Source organism: Rhizobiaceae bacterium (assembly GCA_023953835.1).
GTDB lineage: Bacteria > Pseudomonadota > Alphaproteobacteria > Rhizobiales > Rhizobiaceae > Mesorhizobium_G.
Genome location: JAMLJB010000001.1, coordinates 1,417,360 through 1,443,514, shown reverse-complemented (window position 1 = coordinate 1,443,514; position 26,155 = coordinate 1,417,360). Strand labels below are relative to the sequence as shown.

The 26,155-nt window shown below is 63.1% G+C and carries 24 protein-coding genes; 3 read left to right on the top strand and 21 right to left on the bottom strand.

The window, feature by feature from the left end:
* Positions 1–2: 2 nt before the first annotated feature.
* The 8 genes from M9924_06730 to M9924_06695 form a co-directional block, all read right to left on the bottom strand.
* Positions 3–449: a dehydratase gene (locus M9924_06730; GenBank protein ID MCO5064097.1), complete on the bottom strand. Its 447-nt coding sequence runs from the start codon at positions 447–449 to the stop codon at positions 3–5.
* A gap of 1 nt (position 450) precedes the next feature.
* The gene (locus M9924_06725; protein MCO5064096.1) at positions 451–1,518 is read right to left on the bottom strand and encodes a Gfo/Idh/MocA family oxidoreductase; all 1,068 of its coding nucleotides are present in this window, start codon (positions 1,516–1,518) and stop codon (positions 451–453) included.
* Between the two features lie 27 nt (positions 1,519–1,545).
* Positions 1,546–1,875: an L-rhamnose mutarotase gene (locus M9924_06720; GenBank protein MCO5064095.1), complete on the bottom strand. Its 330-nt coding sequence runs from the start codon at positions 1,873–1,875 to the stop codon at positions 1,546–1,548.
* 4 nt (positions 1,876–1,879) lie between these two features.
* On the bottom strand, positions 1,880–2,992 hold the full coding sequence (locus tag M9924_06715; GenBank protein MCO5064094.1) for a mandelate racemase/muconate lactonizing enzyme family protein: 1,113 nt from the start codon (positions 2,990–2,992) through the stop codon (positions 1,880–1,882).
* Positions 2,993–2,994: 2 nt separating this feature from the next.
* Entirely contained in the window at positions 2,995–4,092 is a 1,098-nt protein-coding gene (gene ugpC / locus M9924_06710) for a sn-glycerol-3-phosphate ABC transporter ATP-binding protein UgpC (protein MCO5064093.1), read from the bottom strand.
* 36 nt (positions 4,093–4,128) lie between these two features.
* Positions 4,129–4,995 carry a carbohydrate ABC transporter permease gene (locus M9924_06705; protein ID MCO5064092.1) on the bottom strand — a complete coding sequence of 289 codons (867 nt, stop codon included), beginning with the start codon at positions 4,993–4,995 and terminating at the stop codon, positions 4,129–4,131.
* Between the two features lie 5 nt (positions 4,996–5,000).
* Positions 5,001–5,897 carry a sugar ABC transporter permease gene (locus M9924_06700; GenBank protein MCO5064091.1) on the bottom strand — a complete coding sequence of 299 codons (897 nt, stop codon included), beginning with the start codon at positions 5,895–5,897 and terminating at the stop codon, positions 5,001–5,003.
* 217 nt (positions 5,898–6,114) lie between these two features.
* Positions 6,115–7,431, bottom strand: coding sequence for a sugar ABC transporter substrate-binding protein (locus tag M9924_06695; GenBank protein MCO5064090.1), 1,317 nt, complete (start codon positions 7,429–7,431; stop codon positions 6,115–6,117).
* 184 nt (positions 7,432–7,615) lie between these two features.
* Between M9924_06695 and M9924_06690 the strand changes: the two genes are divergently transcribed.
* Both M9924_06690 and M9924_06685 read left to right on the top strand, forming a co-directional pair.
* The gene (locus M9924_06690; protein MCO5064089.1) at positions 7,616–8,404 is read left to right on the top strand and encodes an IclR family transcriptional regulator; all 789 of its coding nucleotides are present in this window, start codon (positions 7,616–7,618) and stop codon (positions 8,402–8,404) included.
* Positions 8,401–9,237, top strand: coding sequence for an amidohydrolase (locus M9924_06685; protein MCO5064088.1), 837 nt, complete (start codon positions 8,401–8,403; stop codon positions 9,235–9,237). The genes M9924_06690 and M9924_06685 overlap by 4 nt, the downstream gene beginning before the upstream one ends.
* On the opposite strand, the gene M9924_06680 is transcribed toward M9924_06685, so the two are convergent.
* The 9 genes from M9924_06680 to gyrB form a co-directional block, all read right to left on the bottom strand.
* Positions 9,234–10,358 (bottom strand): extracellular solute-binding protein, encoded by a 1,125-nt coding sequence (locus tag M9924_06680; protein MCO5064087.1) that lies wholly within the window; start codon positions 10,356–10,358, stop codon positions 9,234–9,236. The genes M9924_06685 and M9924_06680 overlap by 4 nt on opposite strands.
* Positions 10,355–11,545 carry a CoA transferase gene (locus M9924_06675; protein MCO5064086.1) on the bottom strand — a complete coding sequence of 397 codons (1,191 nt, stop codon included), beginning with the start codon at positions 11,543–11,545 and terminating at the stop codon, positions 10,355–10,357. Before M9924_06675 ends, M9924_06680 begins: the two co-directional genes overlap by 4 nt.
* A 105-nt stretch (positions 11,546–11,650) precedes the next feature.
* Positions 11,651–12,490 (bottom strand): aldo/keto reductase, encoded by an 840-nt coding sequence (locus M9924_06670; protein MCO5064085.1) that lies wholly within the window; start codon positions 12,488–12,490, stop codon positions 11,651–11,653.
* Positions 12,491–12,560: 70 nt separating this feature from the next.
* A complete protein-coding gene (locus tag M9924_06665) occupies positions 12,561–13,352 on the bottom strand; it encodes a 1-acyl-sn-glycerol-3-phosphate acyltransferase (GenBank protein ID MCO5064084.1) in 792 nt (263 codons plus the stop codon).
* A 3-nt stretch (positions 13,353–13,355) separates the two neighbouring features.
* Complete coding sequence (locus M9924_06660) at positions 13,356–13,844, bottom strand: GNAT family N-acetyltransferase (GenBank protein MCO5064083.1); 489 nt, start codon at positions 13,842–13,844, stop codon at positions 13,356–13,358.
* A 1-nt stretch (position 13,845) separates the two neighbouring features.
* Positions 13,846–14,517, bottom strand: a complete 672-nt coding sequence (gene tsaB / locus M9924_06655; GenBank protein MCO5064082.1) for a tRNA (adenosine(37)-N6)-threonylcarbamoyltransferase complex dimerization subunit type 1 TsaB — start codon at positions 14,515–14,517, stop codon at positions 13,846–13,848.
* A gap of 14 nt (positions 14,518–14,531) precedes the next feature.
* Positions 14,532–16,715: a malate synthase G gene (locus M9924_06650; protein MCO5064081.1), complete on the bottom strand. Its 2,184-nt coding sequence runs from the start codon at positions 16,713–16,715 to the stop codon at positions 14,532–14,534.
* Between the two features lie 81 nt (positions 16,716–16,796).
* The gene (locus M9924_06645) at positions 16,797–18,836 is read right to left on the bottom strand and encodes a hydantoinase/oxoprolinase family protein (GenBank protein MCO5064080.1); all 2,040 of its coding nucleotides are present in this window, start codon (positions 18,834–18,836) and stop codon (positions 16,797–16,799) included.
* A 22-nt stretch (positions 18,837–18,858) separates the two neighbouring features.
* Positions 18,859–21,303, bottom strand: coding sequence for a DNA topoisomerase (ATP-hydrolyzing) subunit B (gene gyrB / locus M9924_06640; protein ID MCO5064079.1), 2,445 nt, complete (start codon positions 21,301–21,303; stop codon positions 18,859–18,861).
* A gap of 211 nt (positions 21,304–21,514) precedes the next feature.
* On the opposite strand from gyrB, the gene M9924_06635 reads away from it, so the two are divergent.
* The gene (locus M9924_06635) at positions 21,515–22,885 is read left to right on the top strand and encodes a cytochrome P450 (GenBank protein MCO5064078.1); all 1,371 of its coding nucleotides are present in this window, start codon (positions 21,515–21,517) and stop codon (positions 22,883–22,885) included.
* Here the strand turns inward: M9924_06635 and M9924_06630 are convergent.
* The 4 genes from M9924_06630 to rdgB all read right to left on the bottom strand — a co-directional run bounded on the left by M9924_06630 (position 22,882) and on the right by rdgB (position 26,155).
* A complete protein-coding gene (locus M9924_06630; GenBank protein MCO5064077.1) occupies positions 22,882–23,241 on the bottom strand; it encodes a YraN family protein in 360 nt (119 codons plus the stop codon). The two genes, M9924_06635 and M9924_06630, sit on opposite strands and share 4 nt — an antisense overlap.
* On the bottom strand, positions 23,234–24,103 hold the full coding sequence (rsmI, locus tag M9924_06625; GenBank protein ID MCO5064076.1) for a 16S rRNA (cytidine(1402)-2'-O)-methyltransferase: 870 nt from the start codon (positions 24,101–24,103) through the stop codon (positions 23,234–23,236). The genes M9924_06630 and rsmI overlap by 8 nt, the downstream gene beginning before the upstream one ends.
* A 259-nt stretch (positions 24,104–24,362) precedes the next feature.
* Positions 24,363–25,511 carry a radical SAM family heme chaperone HemW gene (hemW, locus tag M9924_06620; GenBank protein MCO5064075.1) on the bottom strand — a complete coding sequence of 383 codons (1,149 nt, stop codon included), beginning with the start codon at positions 25,509–25,511 and terminating at the stop codon, positions 24,363–24,365.
* On the bottom strand, positions 25,508–26,155 hold the full coding sequence (rdgB, locus tag M9924_06615; protein MCO5064074.1) for an RdgB/HAM1 family non-canonical purine NTP pyrophosphatase: 648 nt from the start codon (positions 26,153–26,155) through the stop codon (positions 25,508–25,510). The genes hemW and rdgB overlap by 4 nt, the downstream gene beginning before the upstream one ends.

Sequence of the window (26,155 nt, the reverse complement as noted above, 5' to 3'; positions counted from 1 at the left end):
TGTCAGCTCTTCCTTCGTTCGACGACGTAGATGTGGTCGGCGGCAAGCACGGTTTCGCCGCGCTGGTTCTTCACTTCGAGGCGCTCGATCACGCGGCCTGCATCAGGCCGCTTCGGGTCGTCCTCCTTGGCGGTGATGGTCGTCACGGAATGGATGGTGTCGTTGATGAAGACGGGCCGGATGAAGCGCAGCCTGTCATAGCCGTAGGAGAATGCGACGGGGTTGATGACGTTGGCGGTCAGCCCGACACCGATGGAAAACACCAGCGTGCCGTGCGCGATGCGCTGGCCGAACGGCGTGTCCTTCATGAATTCCGCGTCCATGTGGTGCGGGAAGAAATCGCCCGTGTGCCCGGCATGGACGACGAAATCCGTCTCGGTGATCGTGCGGCCCGACGTTTTTCTGGACGAGCCGATCTCGTAGTCCTCGAAATAGCTGACCACTTCCATCTCAAGGCTTCCTTGCAAGAGGTGTGGCCGGGGCCGCGCTCGACTGATAGGCGGCCTCGATCAACGCCATCGTGTTCCAAGCATCCTCCACGGAGCTGACCAGTTCGCTGTCCTCGGCGGCCACGTAGCGTTGCATATTCGCCATGCGTCCGACGAAGGCGTCAGGAAACCATTCGCCCTTGAGCGGCACCGCAATCCAGTCGCTGCCGCCTTTCGGGCGAATCTCCAGTATGTCGGGTTCGCCGCGCGGATAGTCGAGATTGACGCCGAGCTGGAGCCACGCAGCGCCCTCGGTCCCGCAGACCCGGAATTCGCAAGCCTGATGCCTGCGCCCGAACGCATGGTCATGGTTGATCGACAATGCGCATCGAACGGTCTCGCCATAGTCCAGGATCGCACTCGTGCGGGTCTGCGCCACCGTATGGTTCGGATGGCCGATGGATTTCGCGTGCACGCCCTTCGGGTCACCCAGCACCTGCCGGATGAAGTCGAGATAGTGGATGGAATGCAGCGCGAGTTCCACGCGCGGTGATTTCAACACGAAAGGCCAATGCGGCCATGGCGTGTCCAGCGCCAGCCAGGCGTCGAAATCCACCACCTCGCCCAGCCAGCCCCTTGCGATGGCGTCCTTCAGCGCCAGCATCATGGGCGCGAAGCGAAGCTGGAAGTTCACGGCTGCGGTCAGATTCTTCGCACGGCAGATCTGGAGTATCTCGGTTGCGCCCCGCAGGTCGCTCCCCATCGGTTTCTGAATCAGCGCCGCAGAATTGTCCGGCAGGATTTTCAGGACCGATGCATGGAACGCGGGCGGTGTCGCAAGATCGAAAATCGCATCTTTGACGGAAGCGGCTTCCTCCGCCGTGCGATAGGCGGCAATGCCCCATTCCGATGCAAGCTTTTCGGCCTTTTCAAGGTCGGGATCATAGATCCCCGCAATCGGGATGCCGGATTTCCGATAGGCCGGAAAATGTGCGTCTCCCACGATAGAACCGGCTCCGAAGGTAACCACCGGACGCGGATTCGACGGCGCGGGCCACGATTGAGCGAGGCTTGATGGATCGAATGTCATGCCGGCTGCTCTCTGCAATTCCCAGCCTCAATCGACATGGAACACCTCGTCCATGGTCGCCCACCAATCGCCTTCGGCGCGGGTTTCGAGCGGGACCTGCAACGGCATGTTGATGGCCCACCATTCCTGCGTCTTGGGGTCGGCGGCCATTTTCGCGGAATCGGCGGCGAAATCGGTGCCGTGATATTCGAAATAGGCGAACAGCAAGTTCTCCGGTTGCCGCAGGAAAATCGAATAGTTCCGGATGTTGCAGTCCGCGATCTTGGCGAGAACTTCGGGCCACACATCGGCGTGCAGCCGCTTGTACTCCGCAATTGCCTCGGGCCTGATACCCAGAATCGCTCCCATGCGCCGCATGTGCTTACCTCCCGATCTCGCGCGTGAATTCGGAAACGCTTTTTCCCATCACCGCGTCCCAGTCCCAGTCGACGCCGATGCCCGGTTCGGACGGGGCATAAGCGTGGCCATCCTCGATCCGCAGGCGCGAGGCCGTCAAATCATCGAGCTGGGGGATGTATTCGACGTATTTCCCGTTCTGCGCGGCGCAGACGAGGCTGACATGCAGTTCCATGAGAAAATGCGGGCAGACCGGAATGTCGAATGCTTCCGCCGCATGCGCCACCTTGAGCCAGGGCGTGATTCCGCCGATTCGGCCCACATCCACCTGCACGATGGAGCATGCGCCCTTCTGCATATACTCACGGAAATGCCGGATGGAATAAAGGGACTCGCCCACCGCGACCGGCGTTGAGGTCGCGTTGGACAGGCGCACATGCCCGTCAATATCGTCTGCGGGCAAAGGCTCCTCGATCCATGCGAGATCGAGGTCGCGCAACCGCTCGGCGCGCCGGATCGCCTCGTCCACGGTGAAGCCCTGATTGCAGTCGGTCATGATCTCATAGGCGTCGCCCACCGCCGCGCGCACCGCCGAAAGGCGCGCGACATCTTCCGAAACATGCGGCCTGCCGATCTTCACCTTCGAGCCGGCGAAGCCTTTTGCCTTCGCCTGCACGGCATCCTCGACCAGCGCCTCGGTATCGATGTGCAGCCAGCCGCCCTCGGTGGTGTAGAGCGGGCAGCGCTCCTTTGCCCCGCCCGCCAGTTTCCACAGCGGAAGGCCCTGCTTCTTCGCCCGCAGGTCCCACAACGCGGTGTCGATGGCTGCGAGCGCAATCGACGTGATCGCGCCGATTGTGGTGGCGTGCGTGGCGAATTCCAGATCGTGCCATATCGCCTCGATCATGTCGGCGTCACGCCCGATCAGGCGAGGCGCGAGATGATCCGCCAGCAAGCGCATGACCGAGGAGCCGCCCGTGCCGATCGTATAGCTGTAGCCGGTGCCGGTCGCGCCGTCCGCATCGGTGATCGTGACGATAGGCGTCTCCTGGGAAACGAAGCTCTGGATGGCGTCGGTACGCCTGACCTTGGGAACAAGGTCGACCATACGCAATTCGACACGCTCGATCTTCGCCATTGTCAGGTCCTCAGCGACCTTCCGGTTTCGGCGGAAAACAGATGCGCCTGCGACAGGTCGAAACTCATCCTGACCTTGTCCCCGGATTTCAGCGGCCTGGGGTTCAGCATGCGGGCGACGAGGTCACTGCTGTCGAAATCCGCGAACACCAGCGTCTCGTTGCCCAGCGGCTCGGTGACCGTGACAGGCAACTCCAGCTCATGGACATCGGTCGCCTCGCCGGAATGCAGCCCGTGGTTGGAGGGATAGACATCGTCGGGGCGCAGGCCAAAAACGACCTTGTCGCCCGCGGACACGCCGTCGCGGAATTGACGCGGCAGCGGCAGTGTCGCACCGTTCGGGAAGGCCAGCTTCCCACCGGTCATGGTCGCCTCACGCAGGTTCATGGGCGGCGAGCCGACGAAGCCCGCAACGAAGCGGGTCGCCGGGCGGCGAAACACCTCGTCGGGCGTGCCGACCTGCTCGATATAGCCGTCGCGCATGATGACGATGCGGTCCGAAAGCGTCATGGCCTCGACCTGGTCATGGGTGACATAGACCACAGTGGATCGAACCTTGGCGTGCAGCTTCTTGATCTCGGTGCGCATCTGCGTGCGCAGCTTGGCGTCAAGATTGGAAAGCGGCTCGTCGAACAGGAACACGTCCGGATCGCGCACGATGGCGCGGCCCATGGCGACGCGCTGGCGCTGGCCGCCCGAAAGCTGCGAAGGGCGGCGGTCAAGCAGATGGTTGAGGTCGAGGATGGCGGCGGCTTCGTTCACCCGCTCGTTGATCTCGTTTTGCGCGCGTCCGGCGATCTTGAGCGAGAAGCCCATGTTTTCCCGTACGGTCATGTGCGGATAGAGCGCATAGGACTGGAACACCATGGAAATGTTGCGCGAACGCGGCGGCAGGTCGTTCACCGGCTTGCCGCCGATCTCAACGGTTCCGTCAGAGATTTCCTCCAGCCCCGCGATCATGCGCAGCGTCGTGGACTTGCCGCAGCCGGACGGACCGACCAGTGCGATGAACTCGCGGTCGGCCACTTCGAGGTCGATGCCGTGAACGACCTCCATCGGACCGTAGCGCTTCGTCAGCTTTTTCAGGGAAACGGTTGCCATGCTCAGATGCTCTTTTTCCGTGCGGTCATCTCGGTGTCACCCCTTCACTGCGCCGGAGGTCAGACCGCCGACGAGATGCTTTTGCACAATGAAGGTGAGTGTCAGCGCGGGGATAATCATCACCACCGCCAGCGCGCACATGCCGCGCCAGTCGATTGTGAATTCGGCCGTGTAGTCCAGCAGGCCGACGGGCAGCGTCTTGGAGTTGATGGATCGCGTGAGTTGCGAGGCGAGAGCGAATTCGTTCCAAGACGTCAGGAATGCGAAGATGCCCGCCGATGCGATGCCGGGTCCGGCGAGGGGAAATTCAACCTGCCAGAACGCCTGCCAACGCGTGCAGCCGTCAATCTGCGCGGCCTCGGCGAGGTCTTTCGGCACCTGCCTGAAGAAGCCGTCGATCAGCCAGATCGTGAAAGGAATGTTCAGCGCCACATAGGCGAGGATCAGTCCGAAATGCGTGTCGATGATCCCGACGCGGGCAAAGACGAAGAACAGCGGCAGCGACAGCGCGATGCCGGGCACGGTGCGCGTCAGCATCAGACCGAGGAACATGCCCGACTTTCCCCTGAACCGGAAGCGCGCGAAAGCGTAGCCGCCTGCCATGCCGATGATGATTGCGATCACCGTCGAGGTCACCGAGATGATGAGCGAATTGCGGAAATAGTCGAGCACGGGAATGCCGCCCTTGCCGACGCCGGAAAACATCGCGACATAGGCTTCAAGCGAGAGTTCCCGAGGTATCCAGACTGGCGGCTTGGCCATGATTTCCACGGTCGGCCTCAGCGAGGAAAGGACGATCCAGATTCCCGGCATGCAGATGATGAGCATCGCCAGGAACAGCGCGATCTTGTGCGCGATGGAAAGCAGGCGCTTCTTCGTGCGGGCGGAGGCGTTGGCATCCATGGGCATCACCACTCCGCGCCGATCTGCGTGCGCGCAGCTGCGAGCTTGCGGAAGAAATAGACTGTGAACAGGATCGACAGCAGGATCGAGAAATAGGCCATCGCATTGGCGAGGCCCATGCGTGCGTCGCTGTAGCCGGTGCGCGCAACCAGCGTCCAGATAAGCTCCGTGCGGCCCGCCGGCCCGCCGTCGGTCATGATCTTCACAATGTCATAGGCGCGCGCGACATCAAGCGAACGGATCGTCATGGCGATGTAGGCAAAGGGCATCAGGAAGGGCCATGTCACATAGCGGAATGTCTGCCAGGGGGTGCAGCCGTCGACGCGCGCCGCCTCGATGGGTTCCCTTGGCATGGCAAGCAGGCCGGCGAGGATCAGGATCGCGAATACCGACGCGGACGACCAGACCTCAGCGGTCAGGATCGCGATGAAGGCGAGCGTTCCGTCGATCAGCCACGGGATAGCGCGGTCGGTCAGACCCACCGCCTGCAATGCGTTGTTCACGAGGCCGATATTGTCGTTGAACATGAACTTGAACTGGAACCCGACGAGGATCGGCGAGAACATCATGGGAAACATCATGATGGTGCGCAGCACGCGCTGCCCGCGCGACGCTTTTTCGACCAGAAGAGCAAGGCCGAGGCCGAGCAGCATTTCAAGGTTGAGCGCAACGGTCAGCAGCAGCACGGTGCGACCGAAGGCCACCCAGAAATTCCAGTCGGACAGGATGGTCACGTAGTTGCGCAGGCCGATGAAGACGAAAAAGGTCTCAGGCCGCGTCAGGCGAAACGGCGTGAAGCTGGAATAGAACGACAGCAACAGCGGCACGACCACCACCGCCGCCAGCACGATGAAGGACGGCAGCAGAAGAAGAAGCGGGGCTGAAAGTTTCCAGGATTTCATGGTTTCGTGTTGCTGTTTCTGATGATTGGCATCGCCGCCGCCCCTTATCCGTAGGTTGGGACGAGCGAATTGTTGCCAGCGTTTGTGCCAACCCGCAAATCTCGGCGATTGGCGATGCCGTGATGAAAGTATCTCTCTCCCCGCTTGCGGGGAGAGACGCCCGGCAGGGCAGTGAGGGGCGGCGCAAGCCTTTCAGCCTGCGCCACTCTCGACAGGTTTACAGCTTCCCTGCGTCCTGAAGAATCTGCGTCGCTTTCGCGGCCGCATCGTCAAGAGCCTGCTTCGAAGTCTTGTCGCCGAGGATGGCGGCCTGAAGCTCGGGATAGACCGCATTCGATATTTCGATCCATTCCGCAGTCTGCGGAACCGGGAACGCGTTCTGCGCGGCCTCCTGGAACGCCTTCAGGACTTCCGTCTTGTAGGCGTCTCCCTTGGCCTGCTCGATATCCCATTCCCACACCGCCGTGCGCGTGGGCAAAGGACCGGCGGCGGCTTCGAGTTTCTGGCTGTCCTCATTGGTCAGCCACCAGACCAGCGACGCGGCGGCTTCCTTGTTGGCGCAGTTTTCCGTCACGGAAAAGCCGTGATGGCCCGACCATCCGGTGCGCTTGCCCGAGGATCCCTTGGGCTGCACTTTCACGCCGACATTGCCTGCGACCTTGGACGATTTCGGATCATTGAAGAACCCGGCCCAGCCCGGCCAGTCGAGGTTGAGCGCTACGGTGCCCGAGGCAAAGCCCTGGCCGAGATCGTCCCAGAGGTAGTTTGTCGTGCCTGCGGGCACGGCCTTTGCCTTGTAGAGGTTCACGAACCAGTCGAGCGCGCGCACGCCTGCATCGGAATTGAAGACAGGCTTGCCGTCCTTGTCGAGATATTCGCCACCCTCTGCGACGACCATTTCGTAGAAGCGGCCATTGATGGCCTCTTCCTTGCCTGCGAACTGGGTCCCGTAGAAATCCGGGGGATTCGCAAAGAACTCGGCCTGCCGCGTCACCTCTTCCCAGGTGTCCGGCGGGGTGAGGTCGACGCCGTATTTGTCTTTGTATTCCTTCTTCTTCGCCTCGTCCTCATACAGGCTCTTCTGGAAGTAGAGCGCCGATACGTCGAACTGAGCGCGCGGAAGCATCACCAGCTTGCCGTCGATGGTCGAGGCGGCGATGTTGGCGGGCACGAATGCGTCGATTTCCGATTTCGGCAAGAGCACGGAAAGGTCCGTGTAGATGCCGGGATATTGCGGCGCGAAGGACGAGTGGTTCGACCCGACGCACCAGCTTACCGAACCGGACGCGATGTCGGATTTGATTTCCTTGTCCAGTTCGAAATGATTCTTCTTGGAGAGGACGTTGACCTTCGCGCCGGTCGCCTTCTCCCATTCCGCAATGCGCGCATAGAGCGCTTCGTATTGCTGACCGCCGATCAGCTTGGCGTCAATCGTGACGCCTTCGAACTTTCCGGGCAGGTCCTGCGCCTGAGCGCCACCTGCCAGAGCCAATACGCATACGCCGGCCGCAAGGCCCGCCAACCAGTGTTTCATCTGTTCCTCCCGTTTGTCGGCAAAAGCCGCCACGTCATTGAAGCCGCCGTTGACAAAGCTTCATTCATATACAAAGATTATTTTTACAGGTTGGTCAAGAATAAAGTTCCGGACAGGCGATCCTTCCCTTTTGCGTAGCTTTCTGCATATGTAAGGGAAGAAATTCACTGGAGAAGAGAACAAGGTGGAGGATAGTGACGACCGCTATCGCGCGCCCGCGCTGGACAAGGGGCTCGATATCCTTGAGCTGCTGTCCAGCGTCGATGGAGGCCTGACGCAGGCGGAGATTTCGAAGAAGCTCGGGCGCAGCCCCAACGAGTTCTATCGCATGCTAGACCGGCTGGTGCGGCGCGGCTATGTCACGCGGCTCGACGGCGACCGCTTCTCGCTGACGCTGAAGCTGTTTGGGCTAGGCCAGTTGCACGCACCTGTGCGGCGGCTTGTCTCCTTCGCCACGCCGATCATGCGCGAGCTTGCCGAGGTCACGCGGCAGGCGAACCAGCTCGTCGTTTTCGACCGTGGCGCGGCAGTGGTGATCGCCCAGCAGGAAGCGCCCGGCTATTGGGGCATCTCGATCAGGGTCGGCTCGCATATCAGCCTGTTCGACACCGGCTCCGGCCATGTGCTGCTGGCGTTCCGTGACGACGAGGAACGGCGCATGATGATCGGCGAACACCTGCGCAGCACCGAGAAGCCTGATCGGCCAAAGGAGTTTTTCGAGCGGCTGGATCAGGTGCGCGACCGTGGCTACGAGATGATGGCCTCCATGCAGACGGCGGGGGTCTACAATCTTTCCGCGCCGGTCCTCGCGCCGGACGGCAAGGCAATCGCGGCGCTGACAATTCCCTACATCACCGTCATCAGCCAGCCGCCCGCGCCCGACATAACACGCACCATCGAATTGCTGCTTGGGGCCGTCCAGCACCTGTCACAGCTTGCCGGATATGGAACGGGGGACGCGAACGGCCAATGATCATCGACACGCATCTGCACCTCATCGACCAGTCCGCGCTGAGCTATCCGTGGCTGTCCGGCGTGCCTGCGCTCAACCGCGATTTTCTCTATTCCGAATATGCGCGGCAGGCGCTGCGCGCGGGCATTTCGGGCGTGCTGCACATGGAAGTGGATGTCGCACCGTCCGAAATCGAGACCGAAACGGCCTATGTGGAGAAGCTCTCCCGCACGCCCGGCAACTTGATTCGCGGCGCAATCGCCGCATGCCGTCCCGAGAAGTCAGGCTTTGCCGACTATCTCGAGCGCCAAACGCAGAACCCGTTCGTGAAGGGCTTTCGCCGTGTGCTGCATGTCGAGCCGGACGCCTTGTCGGAAAGCGCCACCTTCCGGGAAAACATCGGTCGCATGCGGGGCAGCGGTCTGACCTTCGACATCTGTGTCCTGCCGCGCCAGATTCCGCAGGCCATGGCGCTGGCCGATGTCGCGCCGGACGTGCAGTTCATTCTCGATCATTGCGGCGTCCCTGACATCAAGGGCAACGCCGAACATCCATGGCGGGAACACATTGCCGAAATCTCCCGACGTCCCAACGTTACGGCGAAAATCTCCGGCGTCGTCGCCTATGCCGATTCTGAAAACTGGACGGTCGATACGCTGCGCCCATACGTCGAGCACGTCATAGCCTGCTTCGGATGGGACCGTGTGGTATGGGGCAGCGACTGGCCAGTCTGCACGCTTGGCGGCGGGTTGGCGCAATGGGTTGCCGCGACCCACGCTCTGTTGCAGGGTTGCTCGAACGAAGAGCGATCCGCGCTTCTGTCCGGTAATGCGAGGCGTATCTGGAAGATCTAGAAGCTCTTCTGAAACAGCCCGTTGAGATCGGCGATCACATCGGACGCCCGGCGTTTCTCCGTCAGGCCCTGATTGATGCAATCGGACGCCCCCTGCTGGAAGTCCATATATCCATCGTGGCGCGGCCGCACCCACGCGCCTTCGAGTGTCTTGCGGGTGGCGCGATAGAAATTACCGGTGGCATCGTTCACGGCATCGTCGTCCCATGCTGCCGCGTGTCCCGGCTGTCCACCCGACTGCGCATAGATCGTGCGCTGCACCTCGCCGCTTGCGACGAAACAGACGAAATCGACGGCTGCCTGCTTCGACCTGCTGAATGCGGAGACCGCGATTCCCGTGCCGCCGAGCGCCGATCCCGTGGGGCCAAGCTCGCCGGCTGCCGGTATGTCGGCAAAGCGCAATCCGCGCGGACGAAATCCTTCCACTGCATAGCTCACATAACCATAGATCAGCGGCGCGCAGGCGATCCGCGATTCGGGCGTCGCCATGCGTTCCGAAACGGCAATCGGGTCCATGTCGAAGCAGATCGGATCGACCAGTTCGACGATTTCGCGGATCATCTCGAACACGCGCGCGCCGTCGCGCGGCTCGACTAGCCTGCCTTCGGTCGCGCATGGCGTGCCGAGATTGGCCGCAAGCGTGAAGAACGTCATGAGCGAATGCGGCGGGCGCATCGGCAGCAGCGCCCGGCCCTGTCGCGCCAGTTCCAAAACCTCGTCCCAGCGATGCGGCGCGGCGTCGATCAGGTCGGGGCGAATGGCCTGGACCTGCGCCGCGGCATCAATTGGAAAAGCCCATTGCCGCCCCTGCCAATTGTAGCTTGGATAGGATTGGCCGACGCTTCCCTTCATCAGCGCGTCGCGCTCCGCTTCACGACCCTCTATGTCCAGCGGTTCGAGGCAATTCTCGGCGGTGATCTGCCCGACATGCGGGTGGTCGATGACGATCAGGTCATAGGCGCGGGCCAGTTGCTCGACCGGAAAGGATTCGAAATCCTGCAAGGATCGCTTGTCCCATTCGATGCCGATACCGGAGGTCGCCGTCCATGCCGCGCTGCAAGCGATCATGGGGTCATAGCCGCGCGGATGGCTCCACGTCATGCCTCTGAGGCGTGCGCTCAAAGCCCGAACTCCTTGCGGATCATTTCGGAATGTTCCCCGACGCGCGGGGCTGCGCGCGAGACACGTGGCCGCACGCCGTCGATGCGAAGCGGTGCGCGCGTCGTGTTGATCGACACATTGTCCTCGCGCTCCACCGTCTGGAGCATGTCGAGAATGGAAAAACCTTCGCTGGCAAGCAATTCCTGCCAGTTCAGCACCTTGGCGCACCAGATGTCGGCCGGTTCAAGCACGGCCAGCCATTCATCCGTGGTCTTTTGTGAGATTCTGCGTGCGATGATCTGCTTGATATTGTCGCGTTCCCTGAACCAGCTCGCCGGATCGTCGGCAAAGGCACCGAGCTCCTCCTTCAGATCCAGGAGCTCGGCAAGCGTCGGGATGGGCGTCATGGCGATGGCGAGAAATCCGTCGCTGGCGGGATATACGCCGTAGGGTGCCGACAGATAGGCATGCGCGGAGCGAAAGTTCGAACGTTTCGGCAGGCGGCCTCCGTCATTGAGATAGGTGGTCAGCACCTCGAACTGGAAATCGACCAGCGCTTCCAGCAGGCTCGTCTCGACATGGCTGCCCCGGCCGCGGACGCTCCGCTTCACCAGCGCCGCCAGAATGCCCTGGCAGGCGGCAGCGCCCGCCAGCATATCGGCCACGGCCAACCCGAAAGGAACGGGTCCCTGCTCTTCATCGCCGTTCAGCCACATCAGGCCGGACCGCGATTGCGCCAGCAAGTCCTGTCCGGGCCGGTCCACCCATGGGCCTTCCTCGCCATAGCCGCTGATCGACGCATATACGATGCCGGGATTGATCTTCCTGACGGCCTCGTAGTCGAGGCCGAGCCGCCCGATCACGCCCGGCCTGAAATTCTGGATCAGCACATCCGCCTTGCCGATGAGCGCTCGAAGTGCGTCGAGATCGGCCTTGTTCTTGAGGTCGATGGCGAGGCTTTCCTTGCCGCGATTGATCGCATGGAACAGTGTGGAATCCCCGCCGATCTCCGTATCGCTCAGGTAGAGCCTGCGCGACAGGTCGCCACCGTCGGGACGCTCGATCTTGATGACGCGCGCGCCCAGATCCAGCAGGCGCAGCGAACAATAGGGACCGGAGAGAAACTGGCTCATATCCAGCACGACGATGCCGCTCAAAGGCAGGTCGTCGTTCGCATCCGCGCCGGATTCGGCCCGAGGCAAGCTCATATAGTCCTCCCATATTCTTTTGTGAATACATTGTTCACATATGGGATAACACCGCAAGAGGCAATGCCAAACCGTTGCGTGCGGTTGGCCTCAACTCGCGCGGCTTCAGATCATTTCGAGCGAACGTTTGCGGTTCGGCGGCGGGAAGGCGCGGTCGAGCTCGGCAAGGTCTTCTTCCGAGAGCATGATATCGGCGGCAGCGCGGTTCTGGCGCACATGCTCCGGCTTCACCGCCTTGGGGATCGAGATGACGCCATCGGCGCGCATCGTCCATGCAAGTGCGATCTGGGCGACGGTCGCTCCGTGGCGCTTTGCCACTGCCGCAATGCGCTTGTCGGTCGTGAGTGACCCCTGATCGACGGGCGAATAGGCCATGACCGGAATGCCCTTGCCGCGAAGCCATGGCAGCAGGTCGAATTCGATGCCGCGCCGCGCGAGATTGTAGAGAAGCTGGTTCGTGGCCACATGCGCGCCGTCCGATCGGGAGCTGATCTCCTGCATGTCGTCGATGTCGAAATTGGACACGCCCCAATGCCGGATCTTGCCCGCCTGCCGCAGCGCCTCCAATGCGCCGACCGTATCGGCCAGCGGCGCGGAGCCGCGCCAATGGTAAAGGTAGAGATCAATACGGTCGGTGCGCAACCGCCTTAGCGAGCGCTCGCAGGCCTCCGGCACGCGCCTGCCCGATGCGTTGGACGGCAGAAATTTCGATACGAGGAAAACCTCGTCGCGTCGCCCCTCCATCGCGTCCGCGACGACTTCCTCCGCGCCGCCCTCGGCATACATTTCCGCGGTGTCGAGCAACGTCACGCCGAGATCGAGGCCGAGCCGAAGCGCGTCGGCTTCCGCGCGGCGCCGGCGCGGGTCGTTGCCCATGTTCCATGTCCCCTGACCGAGGACCGGAACCGATTCGCCCGAAGGCAGCTTTGTGGTGCGCAAGGTCATGGGTGCTCCTTTCGCGATTCGGATACACTGGATCTTTTCTCACGAATGCGAAATGGCTGAGGCAAGGTCGCTACATCGGCTGCGGATGCCTGAGCATCGCGCGAAACATGTCGCGCACCCTGTCCTCGACCTCGCGCGCGGCCTGCTTGCGGCTGCTCGCGGACGTGAAGGCGACCGGCTCGCCGAAGTGAAGTTCCACATCCAGTGCACGTTGGCTCAGGATTTCACGCAGGCTCGGCAACAATCCGGCGTCGCCCGTCCATGAAAGGAACAGCCGCCTGTATCGTCCGAGCGGAAGGGCGTGCAGGCGCGTGTAGGATATGGCGACCGGCTGGATATGAACGGTCGGCGCGCCCTCATCCAGCGCAAGCTTGGCGGCCCCGAAAAGCGTGCTCTTGAAGGGCAGGATGAAATTGCCGTCCGCCGTCGTGCCTTCCGGGAACAGGACCAGCGCATCTCCTCCGATCAGCCGCTGCGCAATCTCTCCCGCCTGTTCCCCGGCCTTGCGCTTCCGATCACGCTCGACGAAAACCGTTCGGTTGAGGCGCGCGATGGTCCCCATGCCTGGCCAGCCCGCCACTTCGGCCTTGGCGATGAAACGCACATCCGCCGTCGCGCCGAGCACCATGATGTCCGCCCATGAAATATGGTTGGAGGCGACCAGCAGGGGCCGCCGGTCGGACAACGACCCATGTGCGCGCACCTTCAGCCCGAGGCATTTCAGTATCAGCCGGTGCCACAGGCGCGGCACGATGTCCGGAGAGAAAAGCCCGCGCAATGCGAGCATCTGCGCCAGTGCGAGAAACGGGGTCGCGGCTGCGAAAAGGGCGATTGCGGCATAGATCCTGACTTTGGCGATCATGGCTCACCGCAGGTCGCGCCGCATGACGAGAGCGTTTGTGCGGCCATGCGGGCCGTTCGATTCGTAGTAGTTGGGTCGCTTGCCGACCTGATGGAATCCAAGGCGGCGGTAGAGCGCGATGGCGGGCGCGTTCGTTTCATCGACTTCGAGGAACAGCGCCTCGGCGCGATCGGCGTGCAGCTTGCGCAACACGGCATCCATCAGCCGCCAGCCCAGGCCCTCCCGCCGTCTTGCGCGCGCCACGGCGACGGTGAGTATTTCCGCCTCGCCCGCCGCCAGCCGCGCCAGGACGAAACCAGCAATATCGCTGCCGGGATAGCCAACCTCCTTACCGCCGAAACCGAAAATCGTGTCTTCGTCGAGCAACGAGGAAAATTCCTCCGAACTCCACGGACGAACGAAATCCTCCTGATGCAGGGCAGACAGCATCCCGGCATGCTCGTGGCCAAGCTCCTCCAGTGCATACTCACGGCTCACGAACGGAATGCGCATATCATGCCCTCGGCAGGACGAAACCTGATTGCGGCTTGGCGTCCGGCTCGCGAAGATAGAGCGGTTTCGGCTTTTCCGCTGCACCCTCTTTCGTCGCTGCCAGGCGGGCATAGGTCCCGATATCGGCGGTGTTTCGCTCGCTGCCGATGGAAAGCTGCAGATCGCCGGCCCCCGCGATACGCCGGGCGGCGGTTCCGGCCAGCAGCGGCCGATGTTGTTCGGCAAGGCGCAGGGCATCCTCCATGTCCAGAATAGCGGGCGCAACCAGAACATTGCCGTCCGCATCATACAGCGCTGCCTGCAATGCGTCGCCTGCGGATTCGAATGCGACCAGCACCGGATCGCCTAACGACGCCCGCGTCTCGGCTGCAACCGCTTCCAGAGTGGAAATTCCGATTGCCGGAACATCGAGCGCGAGCGCCAGACCGCGCGCCGCCGATACGCCGACCCGCACGCCCGTGAACGAGCCCGGCCCGATGGAAACGGCGATGCGGCCGAGCGCGTCGTACCCCACGCCCGCCTCGGCCAACGCCCCATCGATCACCTCCATGAGACGCTCCGCATGACCTTTTCCGAGATCGAGCGCGATCCTGCCGCGTTCGAGGCGGGATGCGGTGTCGAACACGCAAGCGGCACATTGTGCCGCCGCTGTGTCGATTGCGAGTAGCAGCATGTTGTGAGGCGCGCCTACGCCCGATTTGCGCGGCGCTGCTCCTTCAATTCGCGGCGGCGGCGATGCAACACCGGCTCGGTATACCCATTCGGCTGCGCCCGCCCCTGAAACACGAGGTCGCACGCGGCGAGGAAGGCGATGGATTTGTCGAAATGCGGCGCCATCGGCTGATAGTTCGGATCGCCTTCGTTCTGCCGATCCACGACCGAGGCCATGCGCTTCATCGTTTCCATGACCTGCGCCTGCGTGCAGACGCCGTGATGCAACCAGTTCGCGATATGCTGGGCGGAAATGCGCAGCGTGGCGCGGTCTTCCATCAGCCCGACATTGTTGATGTCGGGAACCTTTGAGCAGCCGATGCCCTGATCCACCCAGCGGACCACATAGCCGAGAATGCCCTGCGCATTATTGTCCAGTTCGCGCTGGATGTCTTCCGGCGTCCAGTTCGGGCGCGTCGCGACGGGAATGGACAGGATGTCCTCCAGCTTCGCCTTCTGCCGCGACTTGAGCTTGTCCTGAACGGCGTGAACGTCGACCTTGTGATAATGCGTCGCATGCAGCGTGGCGGCGGTGGGCGAGGGCACCCAGGCAGTGTTCGCGCCTGCCTTCGGGTGCGCGATTTTCTGCTCCAGCATGGCGGCCATCAGGTCGGGCATCGCCCACATGCCTTTGCCGATCTGGGCGTGGCCTTCGAGGCCGCATTCCAGCCCCACATCGACGTTCCAGTTCTCATAGGCCTGAATCCAGGTCGATTGCTTCATGTCGCCCTTGCGGATCATCGGCCCGGCTTCCATCGAGGTGTGAATCTCGTCGCCCGTCCGGTCGAGGAAGCCGGTATTGATGAACACGACCCGCTTTCGCGCCGCCCTTATGCATTCCTTGAGGTTGACCGTGGTGCGGCGTTCCTCGTCCATAATGCCCATCTTGATGGTGTTATCCGGCATGCCGAGCAGGCTTTCAACGCGACCGAACAGTTCCACGGCGAAGGCGACTTCCTCCGGTCCATGCATCTTCGGCTTGACGACATACATCGAGCCTTCGCGCGAATTTTTCCGGCGACCCGCCGGGCCGGTGTCATGCAGGGCAATCAGCGCCGTCATCGCAGCGTCCATGATGCCTTCCGGCACTTCATTGCCGTCGCGGTCGAGAATGGCCGGATTCGTCATCAGGTGGCCGACATTGCGCACCAGCATCAGCGAGCGGCATTTCAGTTCGAAGGAAGTGCCGTCGGGCGCCTTGTATTCGAGATCGGGATTCAAGCGGCGTGTGAAGGTCTTGCTCCCTTTGGACACTTCCTCCTCCAGATCGCCCTTCATCAGGCCGAGCCAGTTGCGGTAAACGACGACCTTGTCCTCGGCATCGACGGCAGCGACGGAATCCTCGCAATCCATGATGGTGGTGATCGCGGACTCCAGCCAGACGTCGGAAATATGCGCCGGGTCGTCCTTGCCGATAGGGGATGCGGCGTCGATCAGGACTTCGATGCCGAGCCCGTTGTTGCGGAGCAGGAATTGCGACGGCGAACCGGTTTCGCCGAGATAGCCGGCAAAGCCGTCGGGGTTTATCAGGCCGACTGTTCGTCCGTCGCCAAGCGCGACTGCCAGCCTTGCGCCCGACACGGCAAAGCTTCTCGCCTCGGTCCATGACGCGCCGCCGAGCGGAGCCGCTTCATCGAGGAAGTTGCGAACCCAATCGACAACCGCCTTGCCGCGCACTGGATTGTAGCCCTTGCCGCGCGCCTTGCCGTCCGCATCGTCGATTGCGTCCGTGCCATAGAGCGCATCGTAGAGCGAGCCCCAGCGCGCATTGGCCGCGTTGAGGGCGAAACGCGCGTTCATGACCGGCACGACAAGCTGTGGTCCGGCGATCACGGCGATCTCGGGATCGACATTTTCAGTCGACACCTTGAAGGCTGGGCCCTCCTCCAGAAGATAGCCGATCCGCCTTAGAAAATCCGTGTAGGCGGCGAGGTCGGACGGAATGCCGTTCGCCCTGTGATACTGGTCGATCTGGTCCTGGATTTCGTCGCGCCGGGCAAGCAGCGCGCGGTTCTTCGGAGCGAGATCGTGCACGATGGCGGCAAACCCGCTCCAGAATTTGGAAGGGTCCACGCCCGTCCCGGGAATTGCTTCGTTCAGGATGAAGTCGTGAAGCTCGCGGGCGACGCGCAATCCGTCGATTGCGATCCGATCTGTCATGTCTGGGCTCCAGATGCGGCTAAGTGGCAATTATTTCGGCGTTTGGCACGGGAGGCAACGCGGGTCAATTGCACAACTTGACTAGGCCGATGCTCGACCGTGATCGGCCAGACGCGGCCTGCCGCTCGCGGTCGCGACGATCTCGGCCTCGATGAACAACCTCTGCCCCTCAATCGTCGATGTGCGAATATCGCGGTCGATACCGATCTCCACGGCATCAGCCCCGGCATCTCGTGCGCGCCTGAGCGCCGTTTCGGAAACGTAACGATCGGCCTCTTCCATCGCATGCGCTTCTTCGCTGAAGTCGGCGATCCGTTCACCGGCAGCAAGTCGAAACACGCCTTCCCGGGGCTGGCTCACCCTTGCGCCGACCTGCACGCGCACCTGCCCGACGATTGCGCCGAGCGCGTTCGCCACGTCCGCATGCACCGGCACAAGGCATTCATGCCCCACCAAAGGCGCAAGGCCGGCATAGTGCAGCGCAGCCGAAGCGCCAAGGCCGATCACCGGACGGTCCAGCGACACGGTGAGGCGAGCCACCCCGGATTTGCCGTCGAGCGCCCGTTGTATGAGGTCGTGGGAAATGGTCGAGGCTCCGTCGAAACCGTCTTCCGCAAAGGCGGATTCGAGGATGGTTTCCGCCGACGCGCGCGTCACCGCCGCAAGCACGCGCTCCGAAATCTCCTCGGCGGATTCGGCGACGGGCTGGCCGCGCCCGTCCCGGCGACGCGCGAACAATTGCGCGCCCAGTCGCGCCGCAGCGGAATCCCAATTGGCCTGCTTGCCCAACACATGCGCGGCGTCCGACGGGGTGAACCCGCAGATTTGCGCAAGGCCGCGCGAAACCAGCCGGTTCAATGTTGCATTCTGCGCATTCGTGGCCAGCACGCGATCCAGCGGAAGCGGCACAGGTCCGAGCAGGTCATAGAGGCGGTTTTCCGCAGGGTTCAATCCGGCGGCGAGCCGGTCCGGCACCCCCGTTCTCAGAGCGAAGCGGCCGTCCATGCGTCCCGGATTGGCGCTGAGCAATTGCCGTTCCAGTTCATCGAGAATCGCCGGGCCATGGACCCGGCCCGCAAGGGCCAGCGGCACGAGGCGACGTGGCCCGAGCAGGATTCGCGGCGAAAGCGCGCCTTCCTCCAGCGCCACCTCGGAATCGCCGCCGAGGCCGAAAGTGTGCATGGCGACCGCTTCCACCATCGTGCGAAAGCCGCCGACCGTCGCGCCTTCGGGATCGACACGGGGGCGTCCGCCGTCCAGTACGGCGATGTCGGTCGTGGTTCCGCCAATGTCCGAGACGACAGCATTGTCCAGCCCGGTCAGGTATTTTGCTCCGACAAGGCTGGCGGCGGGCCCGGAAAGAATCGTTTCGATTGGCCGCTGCCGCGCGAAAGCCGCCGAAACAAGCGCGCCGTCTCCGCGCACCACCATCAACGGCGCGGCAATGCCGCGCAAGGCAAGGAAACTTTCGGTCGCCTCGACCAGCCGGTCGATCATCGATATGAGCCGCGCGTTCAGCAATGTCGTCAGCGCGCGGCGCGGGCCGCCGAGCTTGGTCGTCAACTCGTGGCTTGCCGTCACGGGCAGGTGCGACAGCGTCCGGATGCGCTCGCAGGCGGCAAGCTCATGTGCCGGATTGCGGGTCGCGAAATAGGCGCAGACCGCAAAGCCGGAGACCACGCCGGCAAGTTCGGGAAGCGCTGCCTCCAGCGCCGACAGGTCCAGCGGCTGCGCATTGCCATGCACGTCATGGCCGCCGGGACAGAACACCACCGGATCGGAGCCAACCGCCGCCTTGAGGCCGTCGCGGGACAATTCCTGTTCGGAGAAGCCGATCATCACCAGTGCGACGCGCCCGCCCTGTCCCTCTACCAGCGCGTTCGTGGCAAGCGTGGTGGACATCGAGGTGAGCTTGATGGCCGACGGTGCGACGGAGGATTCGGCAAGCACGCTATCCACCGCGCCGGCTATGCCCTGCGCAAGGTCGTGGCGCGTGGTCAGCGCCTTGGCCTTGGCGAGAATCCCGCCTGCCTCGGACCACAGCACCGCGTCGGTATAGGTGCCGCCGGTGTCGATGCCCAGAAAAACGGGACCGGGGGAAGCGGGCGCGCGTTCTGCCATTCAGTGCTGCAAAGCCGGTGCGTCACACATCGAGGTTTGCGACGCTGAGCGCATTGTCCTGAATGAACTCGCGGCGAGGCTCCACCTCGTCGCCCATCAGCCGGGCGAATAGCGAATCTGCATCGGTGGCGTCGTTCACCTTGACCTGCAGCAGCGAGCGGACATTGGGATCGAGCGTCGTTTCCCAAAGCTGCTCGGCGTTCATCTCCCCAAGGCCCTTGTAGCGCTGCATGGTCACGCCCTTGCGACCGGAGGCGAAAACAGCCTCGAGCAGCGCGAGCGGCCCGGAAATGGCCTCCTGGCTTTCCTTGCGGCGCAGGACAGGCAGCGCGCCATAGACCTCCTCAAGGCGCGGGGCGAAGCGGTGCAGCGCCCGTGCATCGGCGGAATTGATGAGGCCCATGTCGATATGCGCATATTCCTTGACGCCGCGCACCGTGCGCTCGAACACGAACCCGCCCGACCCCTCGTTGGAGGTCGAGGTCCTGCCTTCCCAGCCGCGCTCGGTCTCTTCCGCGATGGCATCGAGGCGGTGCGCGATCGCAGCGGCCTTTTCCGAGGCCGCGCCCAGATCGGAAAGCAGTTCGGGCGCGAGCCCTCCGGCGATGGCGGCCTGTTCGACCACGGTCGGATTGTAGCGCGAATGCAGGCCGCCGATGAGCGATCGTACGGAGATCGCGTCGTTGATGACCTGCAACAGGTCCTGCCCCGTGCGCACCTCGCCATTGCCCAGCGTCAGGGTGGCGTCGTCCATGCCCGAATCGATCAGGTAGGTCTCATAGGCCAATTGATCCTTGAGATATTGGGAGGACTTGCCGCGCGTAACCTTGTAGAGCGGCGGCTGCGCGATGAACAGATGGCCGCGCTCGATGATCTCCGGCATCTGGCGGAAGAAGAAGGTGAGCAGCAGCGTGCGGATATGCGCGCCGTCCACATCGGCGTCGGTCATGATGATGATCTTGTGGTAGCGCAGCTTCTCGATGTTGAAATCGTCCTTGCCGATGCCGGTACCGAGCGCCGTTATCATCGTGCCGATCATCTCCGACGACAGCATGCGGTCGAAGCGGACGCGCTCGACGTTCAGGATCTTGCCGCGCAGCGGCAGGATGGCCTGATTCTGGCGCGAACGCCCGCTCTTGGCGGAACCGCCCGCCGAATCGCCCTCGACGATGAACAGTTCGGATTTCGCCGGGTCGCGCTCCTGGCAATCGGCAAGCTTGCCGGGCAGCGATGTCACGCCGAGCGTCGATTTGCGGGTTATGTCGCGGGCCTTGCGCGCGGCCTCGCGCGCGGCGGCGGCCTGTATGACCTTCTCGACGACAATCTTGCCCTCGGCGGGGTGCTCTTCCAGCCATGTGCCGAGCGCTTCGTTAACGAGGTTCTCCACGACGGGCCGAACCTCGGAGGAAACAAGCTTGTCCTTGGTCTGCGAGGAAAATTTCGGGTCCGGAACCTTGACCGAAAGCACGGCGGTCAGCCCCTCGCGACAATCATCGCCGATCAGCGAGACCTTTTCCCGCTTGGTCTGGCCGGAGCTTTCCGCATAGCCCGTGACCTGACGGGTCAGAGCGCCGCGGAAGCCGGCGAGATGCGTGCCACCGTCGCGTTGCGGAATGTTGTTGGTGAAGCAGAGCACGTTCTCGTGGTAGGAATCGTTCCACCACATGGCCACTTCGACCGTGATGCCGTCGCGCTCGGCCCGGATAGCGACGGGCTTGTCGATCAGCGGCTTCTTGCTGCGGTCCAGATATTTGACGAATTCCTCAAGGCCGCCCTGATAGAGAAGTTCCTGGACCTTGATGTCCGCATGCCGCGCATCCGTCAGCACGATGCGCACGCCGGAGTTCAGGAAGGCTAGCTCGCGCAGGCGGTGCTCAAGCGTGCCGTAGTCGAATTCGGTCATGGTGAACGTCTCGGTCGACGGCAGGAACGTCACTTCCGTTCCCGTCTCGCTGCCCGCTTCGCCGGTCACGGCCAACGGCGCGTCGGCCACGCCATGGGTGAACGACATTTCGTGCACCTGTCCCTTGCGGCGGATCTTGAGCTTCAGCCAGACCGACAAGGCATTGACGACCGAAACGCCGACGCCATGCAGCCCGCCGGAAACCTTGTAGCTGTTCTGGTCGAACTTTCCGCCCGCGTGAAGCTGCGTCATGATGACTTCGGCGGCGGACACGCCCTCGGTCGGGTGCAGGTCGGTCGGAATTCCGCGACCATTATCGGTCACGGTGCAGGAACCGTCCGGGTTCAGCGTCACGGTCACCTTCGTGGCATGGCCCGCCAGCGCCTCGTCGATGGCGTTGTCGACAACCTCGTAGACCATATGGTGCAGGCCGGACCCGTCATCGGTGTCGCCGATATACATGCCGGGGCGCTTGCGGACAGCGTCCAACCCCTTCAAAACCTTGATTGAATCGGCACCGTACTCAGCACTGCCGCCGCTGCCGTTTTCTAGCTCGTCGCTCATGAAAGACTTTCAGTTTATGACGATTGCGGACGTTCAAAAAGATGTAGCGAATCGAACATCCGAGGATGGTTCAAATATAGGCATTTTGGTTCGTTTTTCCAATCGTTTACGCCATTTTCGCGGCAATCGGCGGTGGAAATGCGGCATTCCGCCCGGCCATCGACTCAAATCCGCGTTTGCGCGAAGCCGCGCGCATATCTAACTGTATGAAATGGACACCACTCCCGCACCTTTCGTGCCGCCCGCGCCAAGGCCGCGCACCTCGCCGCCCTCGGCGCTGGAGATGATCCGCATCGTCTACCGCAATCCTCTCGAACTGTGGGGCGAGCCGTCCTACAACGAACCGTGGATTTCGGTGTCCGGCATTGGCGGACCGCTGGTCATCGCCAATGATCCCGGCCTCATCCGGCATGTGCTGGTCGATAATGCGCGCAACTACAAGATGGCGACGGTGCGCCAGCTCATCCTCCGGCCCATCCTGCGCGACGGGCTGCTGACCGCCGAAGGGCAGGTCTGGAAGCGGTCGCGCAAGGCGATGGCTCCTGTGTTCACGCCGCGCAACATCTTCGGATTCGCGCAACCCATGCTGAGGCGCACGCTCGATTTCGCGCAGAAATATCAGGACGAGCCGGGCACCGTGGACATCGCGCACGACATGACGATGCTCACCTATGACATCCTCGCCGAGACGCTGTTTTCCGGCGAGATCGCCGGCGAGCCGGGCAGTTTCGCGCGCGAGATAGATCACCTGTTCGAGACGATGGGGCGCGTCGATCCGCTCGACCTCCTGCGCGCGCCGGAATGGCTGCCGCGCTTCACGCGCATTCGTGGCCGCAAGACCATGGCCTATTTTCGCCAGATCGTGTCCGACACGGTGAAACTGCGCACCGAACGCCTGAGCAGTGGCGACAAGGGCGTGCCCGAGGATTTCCTGACGCTGCTGCTGCGCGCGGAAGGACCGGACGGCCTGACCCGGCAGGAAATCGAGGACAACATCATCACCTTCATCGGTGCGGGGCACGAGACGACCGCGCGGGCGCTCGCGTGGACGCTGTATTGCCTCGCCGAAGCGCCATGGGAGCGCACACCGGTCGAGGCGGAGATTGACGCTGTGCTGGCGCGCGAGCCGGACCCGTCGAAATGGCTGGATGCCATGCCGCTGACGCGCGCCGCCTTCGAGGAGGCGCTGCGGCTCTATCCGCCCGCGCCGTCGATCAACCGGGAGCCGATCGAGCCCGAAACCTACAAGGACCTGTATATTCCGCCAAAGGCGGCGGTGCTGGTCATGCCGTGGACGGTACATCGCCATCGCAAGCTGTGGGACCAGCCGGACGCCTTCATGCCACAGCGGTTCCACCCCGGAAATCGCGAGAAGATCGACCGTTACCAGTACCTTCCCTTCGGTGCCGGACCGCGCGTGTGCATCGGCGCGGCCTTTGCTATGCAGGAAGCGATCATCGCGCTTGCCGTCCTGCTTTCGCGCTACCGCTTCGATACGGTCGAAGCGACAAATCCGTGGCCGGTGCAGAAGCTGACCACCCAGCCGCAAGGCGGCATTCCGATGCGGGTCACGCCGCGCTAACGCCCGTGAAACACATTTTCGACGTGGATCGGCCAGCGCCATGGCAGGACCGCCACCATGTCGAAGCGGACTGAAAGCCGTCCGTAGTCGCGCTGACGCGACAGCCAAAGGTCTGCGGCTGCCTCGATCCGTCGTTCCGATTGCCGGGCGATGGCCTCCATCGCTTCAACGAGCGTCCTTCGCGCCTTGACCTCGACGATCAGCACGAGGTCGCCTCGCCGCGCGATCAGGTCGATCTCGCCGAGCCGGGTGCGGTAGCGGCGCGCAACAATGCGGAACCCCTTCGCCATCAGCGCAATAGAGGCCAGGAACTCGCTGCGATGGCCCCGACGATATGCCCTCAGGCGATCAGCCATTCTTTCCGCGCAGTTCCATGAGGCGGCGGTAGAGATCCGGCTTGTGCAGGCCGGTCATGCGGGCCGCCTCGGCGGCAGCTTTCGAGGCAGGCATTTCGCCCGCAAGCGACAAAAGCAGCGCATCGGTATCTCCGGCGGAAGAAGCCTTCGCGACGGGCGGTCCGACGCACACGACAATTTCACCCTTCGGCTCGTTCTCCCCGGCATAGGCGGAGGCAAGCTCGCCCAGCGTGCCGGTACGCATTTCCTCGAAGGTCTTGGTCAGTTCGCGCCCCACGGCGGCGGCGCGGTCCTCGCCGAAAACAGCACTCATCGCTTGCAGGCTCTCGCGCAGGCGGCGCGGCGATTCGAAGAAAACGAGCGTTGCCGGAATATGCCGAAGCTCTTCCAGCCGGGTGCGGCGCTGGCCGTCCTTCGGCGGCAGGAAACCGGCGAACAGGAAGGCGTCAGTGGGCAGGCCGGAAGCGGTCAGCGCCGCGAGCACGGCGGACGCGCCGGGCACCGGCACGACGCGCATGCCCCGCTCGATCACTTGCCCGACCAGCCTGAAGCCGGGGTCCGAGACAAGCGGCGTTCCCGCATCGGACACCAGCGCCACGCTGCGCCCTTCCTCGATCGCCGCAATCAAGCGCGGACCGGCCTCGGCCGCATTGTGCTCGTGATATGCGACCGGCTTCTGCCGGATTCCGTACCGGTCGAGCAGAACGCGCGTGACGCGGGTATCCTCGCACGCCAAGATGTCGGCGGCGGCAAGCGTTTCCAGCGCGCGAAGCGTAATGTCTCCGAGATTACCGATGGGCGTCGCGACGAGGTGCAGCCCCGTCGCAATTGGCCGGGCGGGAATTTCGGTCCCGCCAATCATAAATGACTTATGTGCGCCGTCGCTCATATCCCTGTCTTGCACGCCGAAACACCGCAGGAAAGCCTTGATGTGGTCGAAGTTTTGTCGCGAGCCGGGAACAAGCTCACCTTGAACCCGTTTGAGGCGCGACAGGGAGGCCACAATGTCGTTGCAGCATCAGGATGTATTCGAGCCCTATTTCGCGCGTCCGGCCGAGGCCAAGGAGACCAAACCGGCAAAGCCCCGTAAACCGGACGAATCCAATCCGAACCGGAGCGCATCAGCGCGCCAGGTCGGCCACGAGCGCATCGAGCACGATCATGCCTTCCGGCGTAGCCCTAAGGCGTGAATTTCCTATCGAAGCCAGCAACCCTTCCTCTTGGAGGATGGAAACGCGCCGCCCCGAAAGGCTGCGTCCGGAAAGCTGCTCGTAGCGCGCAAGGTCTATGCCCTCCGTAAGGCGCAGGCCCATCAACAGGAATTCGTCGGCCTCCTCCTCGCGCGTCAGCACTTCGCCGCCGATGACGCCATGTCCGCGACCTTCTACGAGGTCGAGCCAGTGCTCCGGCATCTTCTCCGTGAATGTCACGATGCGCCGCCCGTTTTCCACGAAACGCCCATGCGCGCCCGGTCCTGCGCCGACATACTCGCCGTAGCGCCAATAGACGAGGTTGTGCCGGCTTTCGGCGCCGGGCCGTGCATGATTCGAAATCTCATAGGCCGGCAGGCCGTGCGCGGCGGTCACGTCCTGCGTCACGGTATAGAGTTCGGCGGCGTGGTCAGGGTCGGGGACGACAATCTTCCCGGCTGCGTGCAGCGCGTGAAATCGCGTGCCTTCCTCGATGGTCAACTGGTAGAGAGACAAGTGGTCGGCGGCGTGGCCGATCGCCGTCTCCAGCTCCTCGGCCCACGCCTCCGGCGTTTGCCCGGGCCTTGCATAGATCAGGTCGAAGGACAGCCTTGGAAAGGTTTCTCGCGCCAGCGCGATGGCCGACAGCGCCTGCTCGACATCGTGCAGCCGTCCAAGGAAGCGAAGGTCGGGGTCGTTCAGCGCCTGCACGCCCAGCGAGACGCGATTGACCCCGGCGGCGCGATAGCCGCGAAAGCGCCCGGCCTCGACCGAGGAGGGATTGGCTTCAAGCGTGACCTCGATGCCGTCGGGCACGTGCCAGTTGCGCGCGACCGCGTCGAGCAGCGCCTCCACAGTGCTCGGCTCCATCAGCGAAGGCGTGCCGCCGCCGATGAAGATGCTGGTGACATCGCGTGGCCCGGTGCGCTCGCGCATGGTGGCAAGCTCGCGCTCGAACGCGCGGACGAACCGTCGCTGGTCGACCGGCTGGTGGCGGACATGGCTGTTGAAGTCACAATAGGGGCATTTGGCCGCGCAGAACGGCCAATGCAGGTAGACGCCGAAGCCGGGGCCGCTCATGGCGATCCGAGCTTCGCACGCGCGAATTTCTGGAAGGCGCGCGCCCGGTGCGAAAGCGCGTCCGGCTGGCCCGGCTTCCAGCCATGCTTCTGTTCGGCGGTCATCTCACCGAACGTCAACTCATGGCCGTCCGGCCTGAAAACCGGATCATAGCCGAAGCCCAGTTCTCCGCGCGGCGGCCAGACCATCGTGCCTTCCACCTCGCCCCGGAAATATTCTGCCTCTCCATCCGGCCAGGCAAGACAAAGCACGGCGACGAAGCGGCCCTTGCGCTGTTGAGGTGCGGTGGCGCCCGCTTCCTGCAGCGCGTCCTCGGCGCGGCGCATGGCTCGCAAAAAATCGCGCTTTCCTTCCGGGCCTTCCGCCCAATTGGCCGTGTAGACGCCGGGCTGCCCGTCGAGCGCATCGATCATCAGCCCGGAATCGTCCGACAATGCGGGCAGGCCGGTTGCGGCGGCTGCAGCATGTGCCTTGATATAGGCGTTCTGCTCGAAGGTCGTGCCGGTTTCCTCCGGTTCAGGCAGGCCGAATTCGCGCGCCGACCGTGCCTCGAAGCCGAAGGGCGCGATCAGGTCTGCGATCTCGCGCAGCTTGCCCTCATTGTGGCTGGCCACCACGATCCTGCGCGCGGAAAGGTCAGGCAT

What these genes read in the sequence shown, in the direction of transcription:
- M9924_06730 (MCO5064097.1), bottom strand. Translation starts at nt 449, where the DNA reads ATGGAAGTGGTCAGCTATTTCGAGGACTACGAGATCGGCTCGTCCAGA.
- M9924_06725 (MCO5064096.1), bottom strand. Translation starts at nt 1,518, where the DNA reads ATGACATTCGATCCATCAAGCCTCGCTCAATCGTGGCCCGCGCCGTCG.
- M9924_06720 (MCO5064095.1), bottom strand. Translation starts at nt 1,875, where the DNA reads ATGCGGCGCATGGGAGCGATTCTGGGTATCAGGCCCGAGGCAATTGCG.
- M9924_06715 (MCO5064094.1), bottom strand. Translation starts at nt 2,992, where the DNA reads ATGGCGAAGATCGAGCGTGTCGAATTGCGTATGGTCGACCTTGTTCCC.
- ugpC (MCO5064093.1), bottom strand. Translation starts at nt 4,092, where the DNA reads ATGGCAACCGTTTCCCTGAAAAAGCTGACGAAGCGCTACGGTCCGATG.
- M9924_06705 (MCO5064092.1), bottom strand. Translation starts at nt 4,995, where the DNA reads ATGGATGCCAACGCCTCCGCCCGCACGAAGAAGCGCCTGCTTTCCATC.
- M9924_06700 (MCO5064091.1), bottom strand. Translation starts at nt 5,897, where the DNA reads ATGAAATCCTGGAAACTTTCAGCCCCGCTTCTTCTTCTGCTGCCGTCC.
- M9924_06695 (MCO5064090.1), bottom strand. Translation starts at nt 7,431, where the DNA reads ATGAAACACTGGTTGGCGGGCCTTGCGGCCGGCGTATGCGTATTGGCT.
- M9924_06685 (MCO5064088.1), top strand. Translation starts at nt 8,401, where the DNA reads ATGATCATCGACACGCATCTGCACCTCATCGACCAGTCCGCGCTGAGC.
- M9924_06675 (MCO5064086.1), bottom strand. Translation starts at nt 11,545, where the DNA reads ATGAGCTTGCCTCGGGCCGAATCCGGCGCGGATGCGAACGACGACCTG.
- M9924_06670 (MCO5064085.1), bottom strand. Translation starts at nt 12,490, where the DNA reads ATGACCTTGCGCACCACAAAGCTGCCTTCGGGCGAATCGGTTCCGGTC.
- M9924_06665 (MCO5064084.1), bottom strand. Translation starts at nt 13,352, where the DNA reads ATGATCGCCAAAGTCAGGATCTATGCCGCAATCGCCCTTTTCGCAGCC.
- M9924_06660 (MCO5064083.1), bottom strand. Translation starts at nt 13,844, where the DNA reads ATGCGCATTCCGTTCGTGAGCCGTGAGTATGCACTGGAGGAGCTTGGC.
- tsaB (MCO5064082.1), bottom strand. Translation starts at nt 14,517, where the DNA reads ATGCTGCTACTCGCAATCGACACAGCGGCGGCACAATGTGCCGCTTGC.
- M9924_06650 (MCO5064081.1), bottom strand. Translation starts at nt 16,715, where the DNA reads ATGACAGATCGGATCGCAATCGACGGATTGCGCGTCGCCCGCGAGCTT.
- M9924_06645 (MCO5064080.1), bottom strand. Translation starts at nt 18,836, where the DNA reads ATGGCAGAACGCGCGCCCGCTTCCCCCGGTCCCGTTTTTCTGGGCATC.
- gyrB (MCO5064079.1), bottom strand. Translation starts at nt 21,303, where the DNA reads ATGAGCGACGAGCTAGAAAACGGCAGCGGCGGCAGTGCTGAGTACGGT.
- M9924_06635 (MCO5064078.1), top strand. Translation starts at nt 21,515, where the DNA reads ATGGACACCACTCCCGCACCTTTCGTGCCGCCCGCGCCAAGGCCGCGC.
- M9924_06630 (MCO5064077.1), bottom strand. Translation starts at nt 23,241, where the DNA reads ATGGCTGATCGCCTGAGGGCATATCGTCGGGGCCATCGCAGCGAGTTC.
- rsmI (MCO5064076.1), bottom strand. Translation starts at nt 24,103, where the DNA reads ATGATTGGCGGGACCGAAATTCCCGCCCGGCCAATTGCGACGGGGCTG.
- hemW (MCO5064075.1), bottom strand. Translation starts at nt 25,511, where the DNA reads ATGAGCGGCCCCGGCTTCGGCGTCTACCTGCATTGGCCGTTCTGCGCG.
- rdgB (MCO5064074.1), bottom strand. Translation starts at nt 26,155, where the DNA reads ATGCCTGACCTTTCCGCGCGCAGGATCGTGGTGGCCAGCCACAATGAG.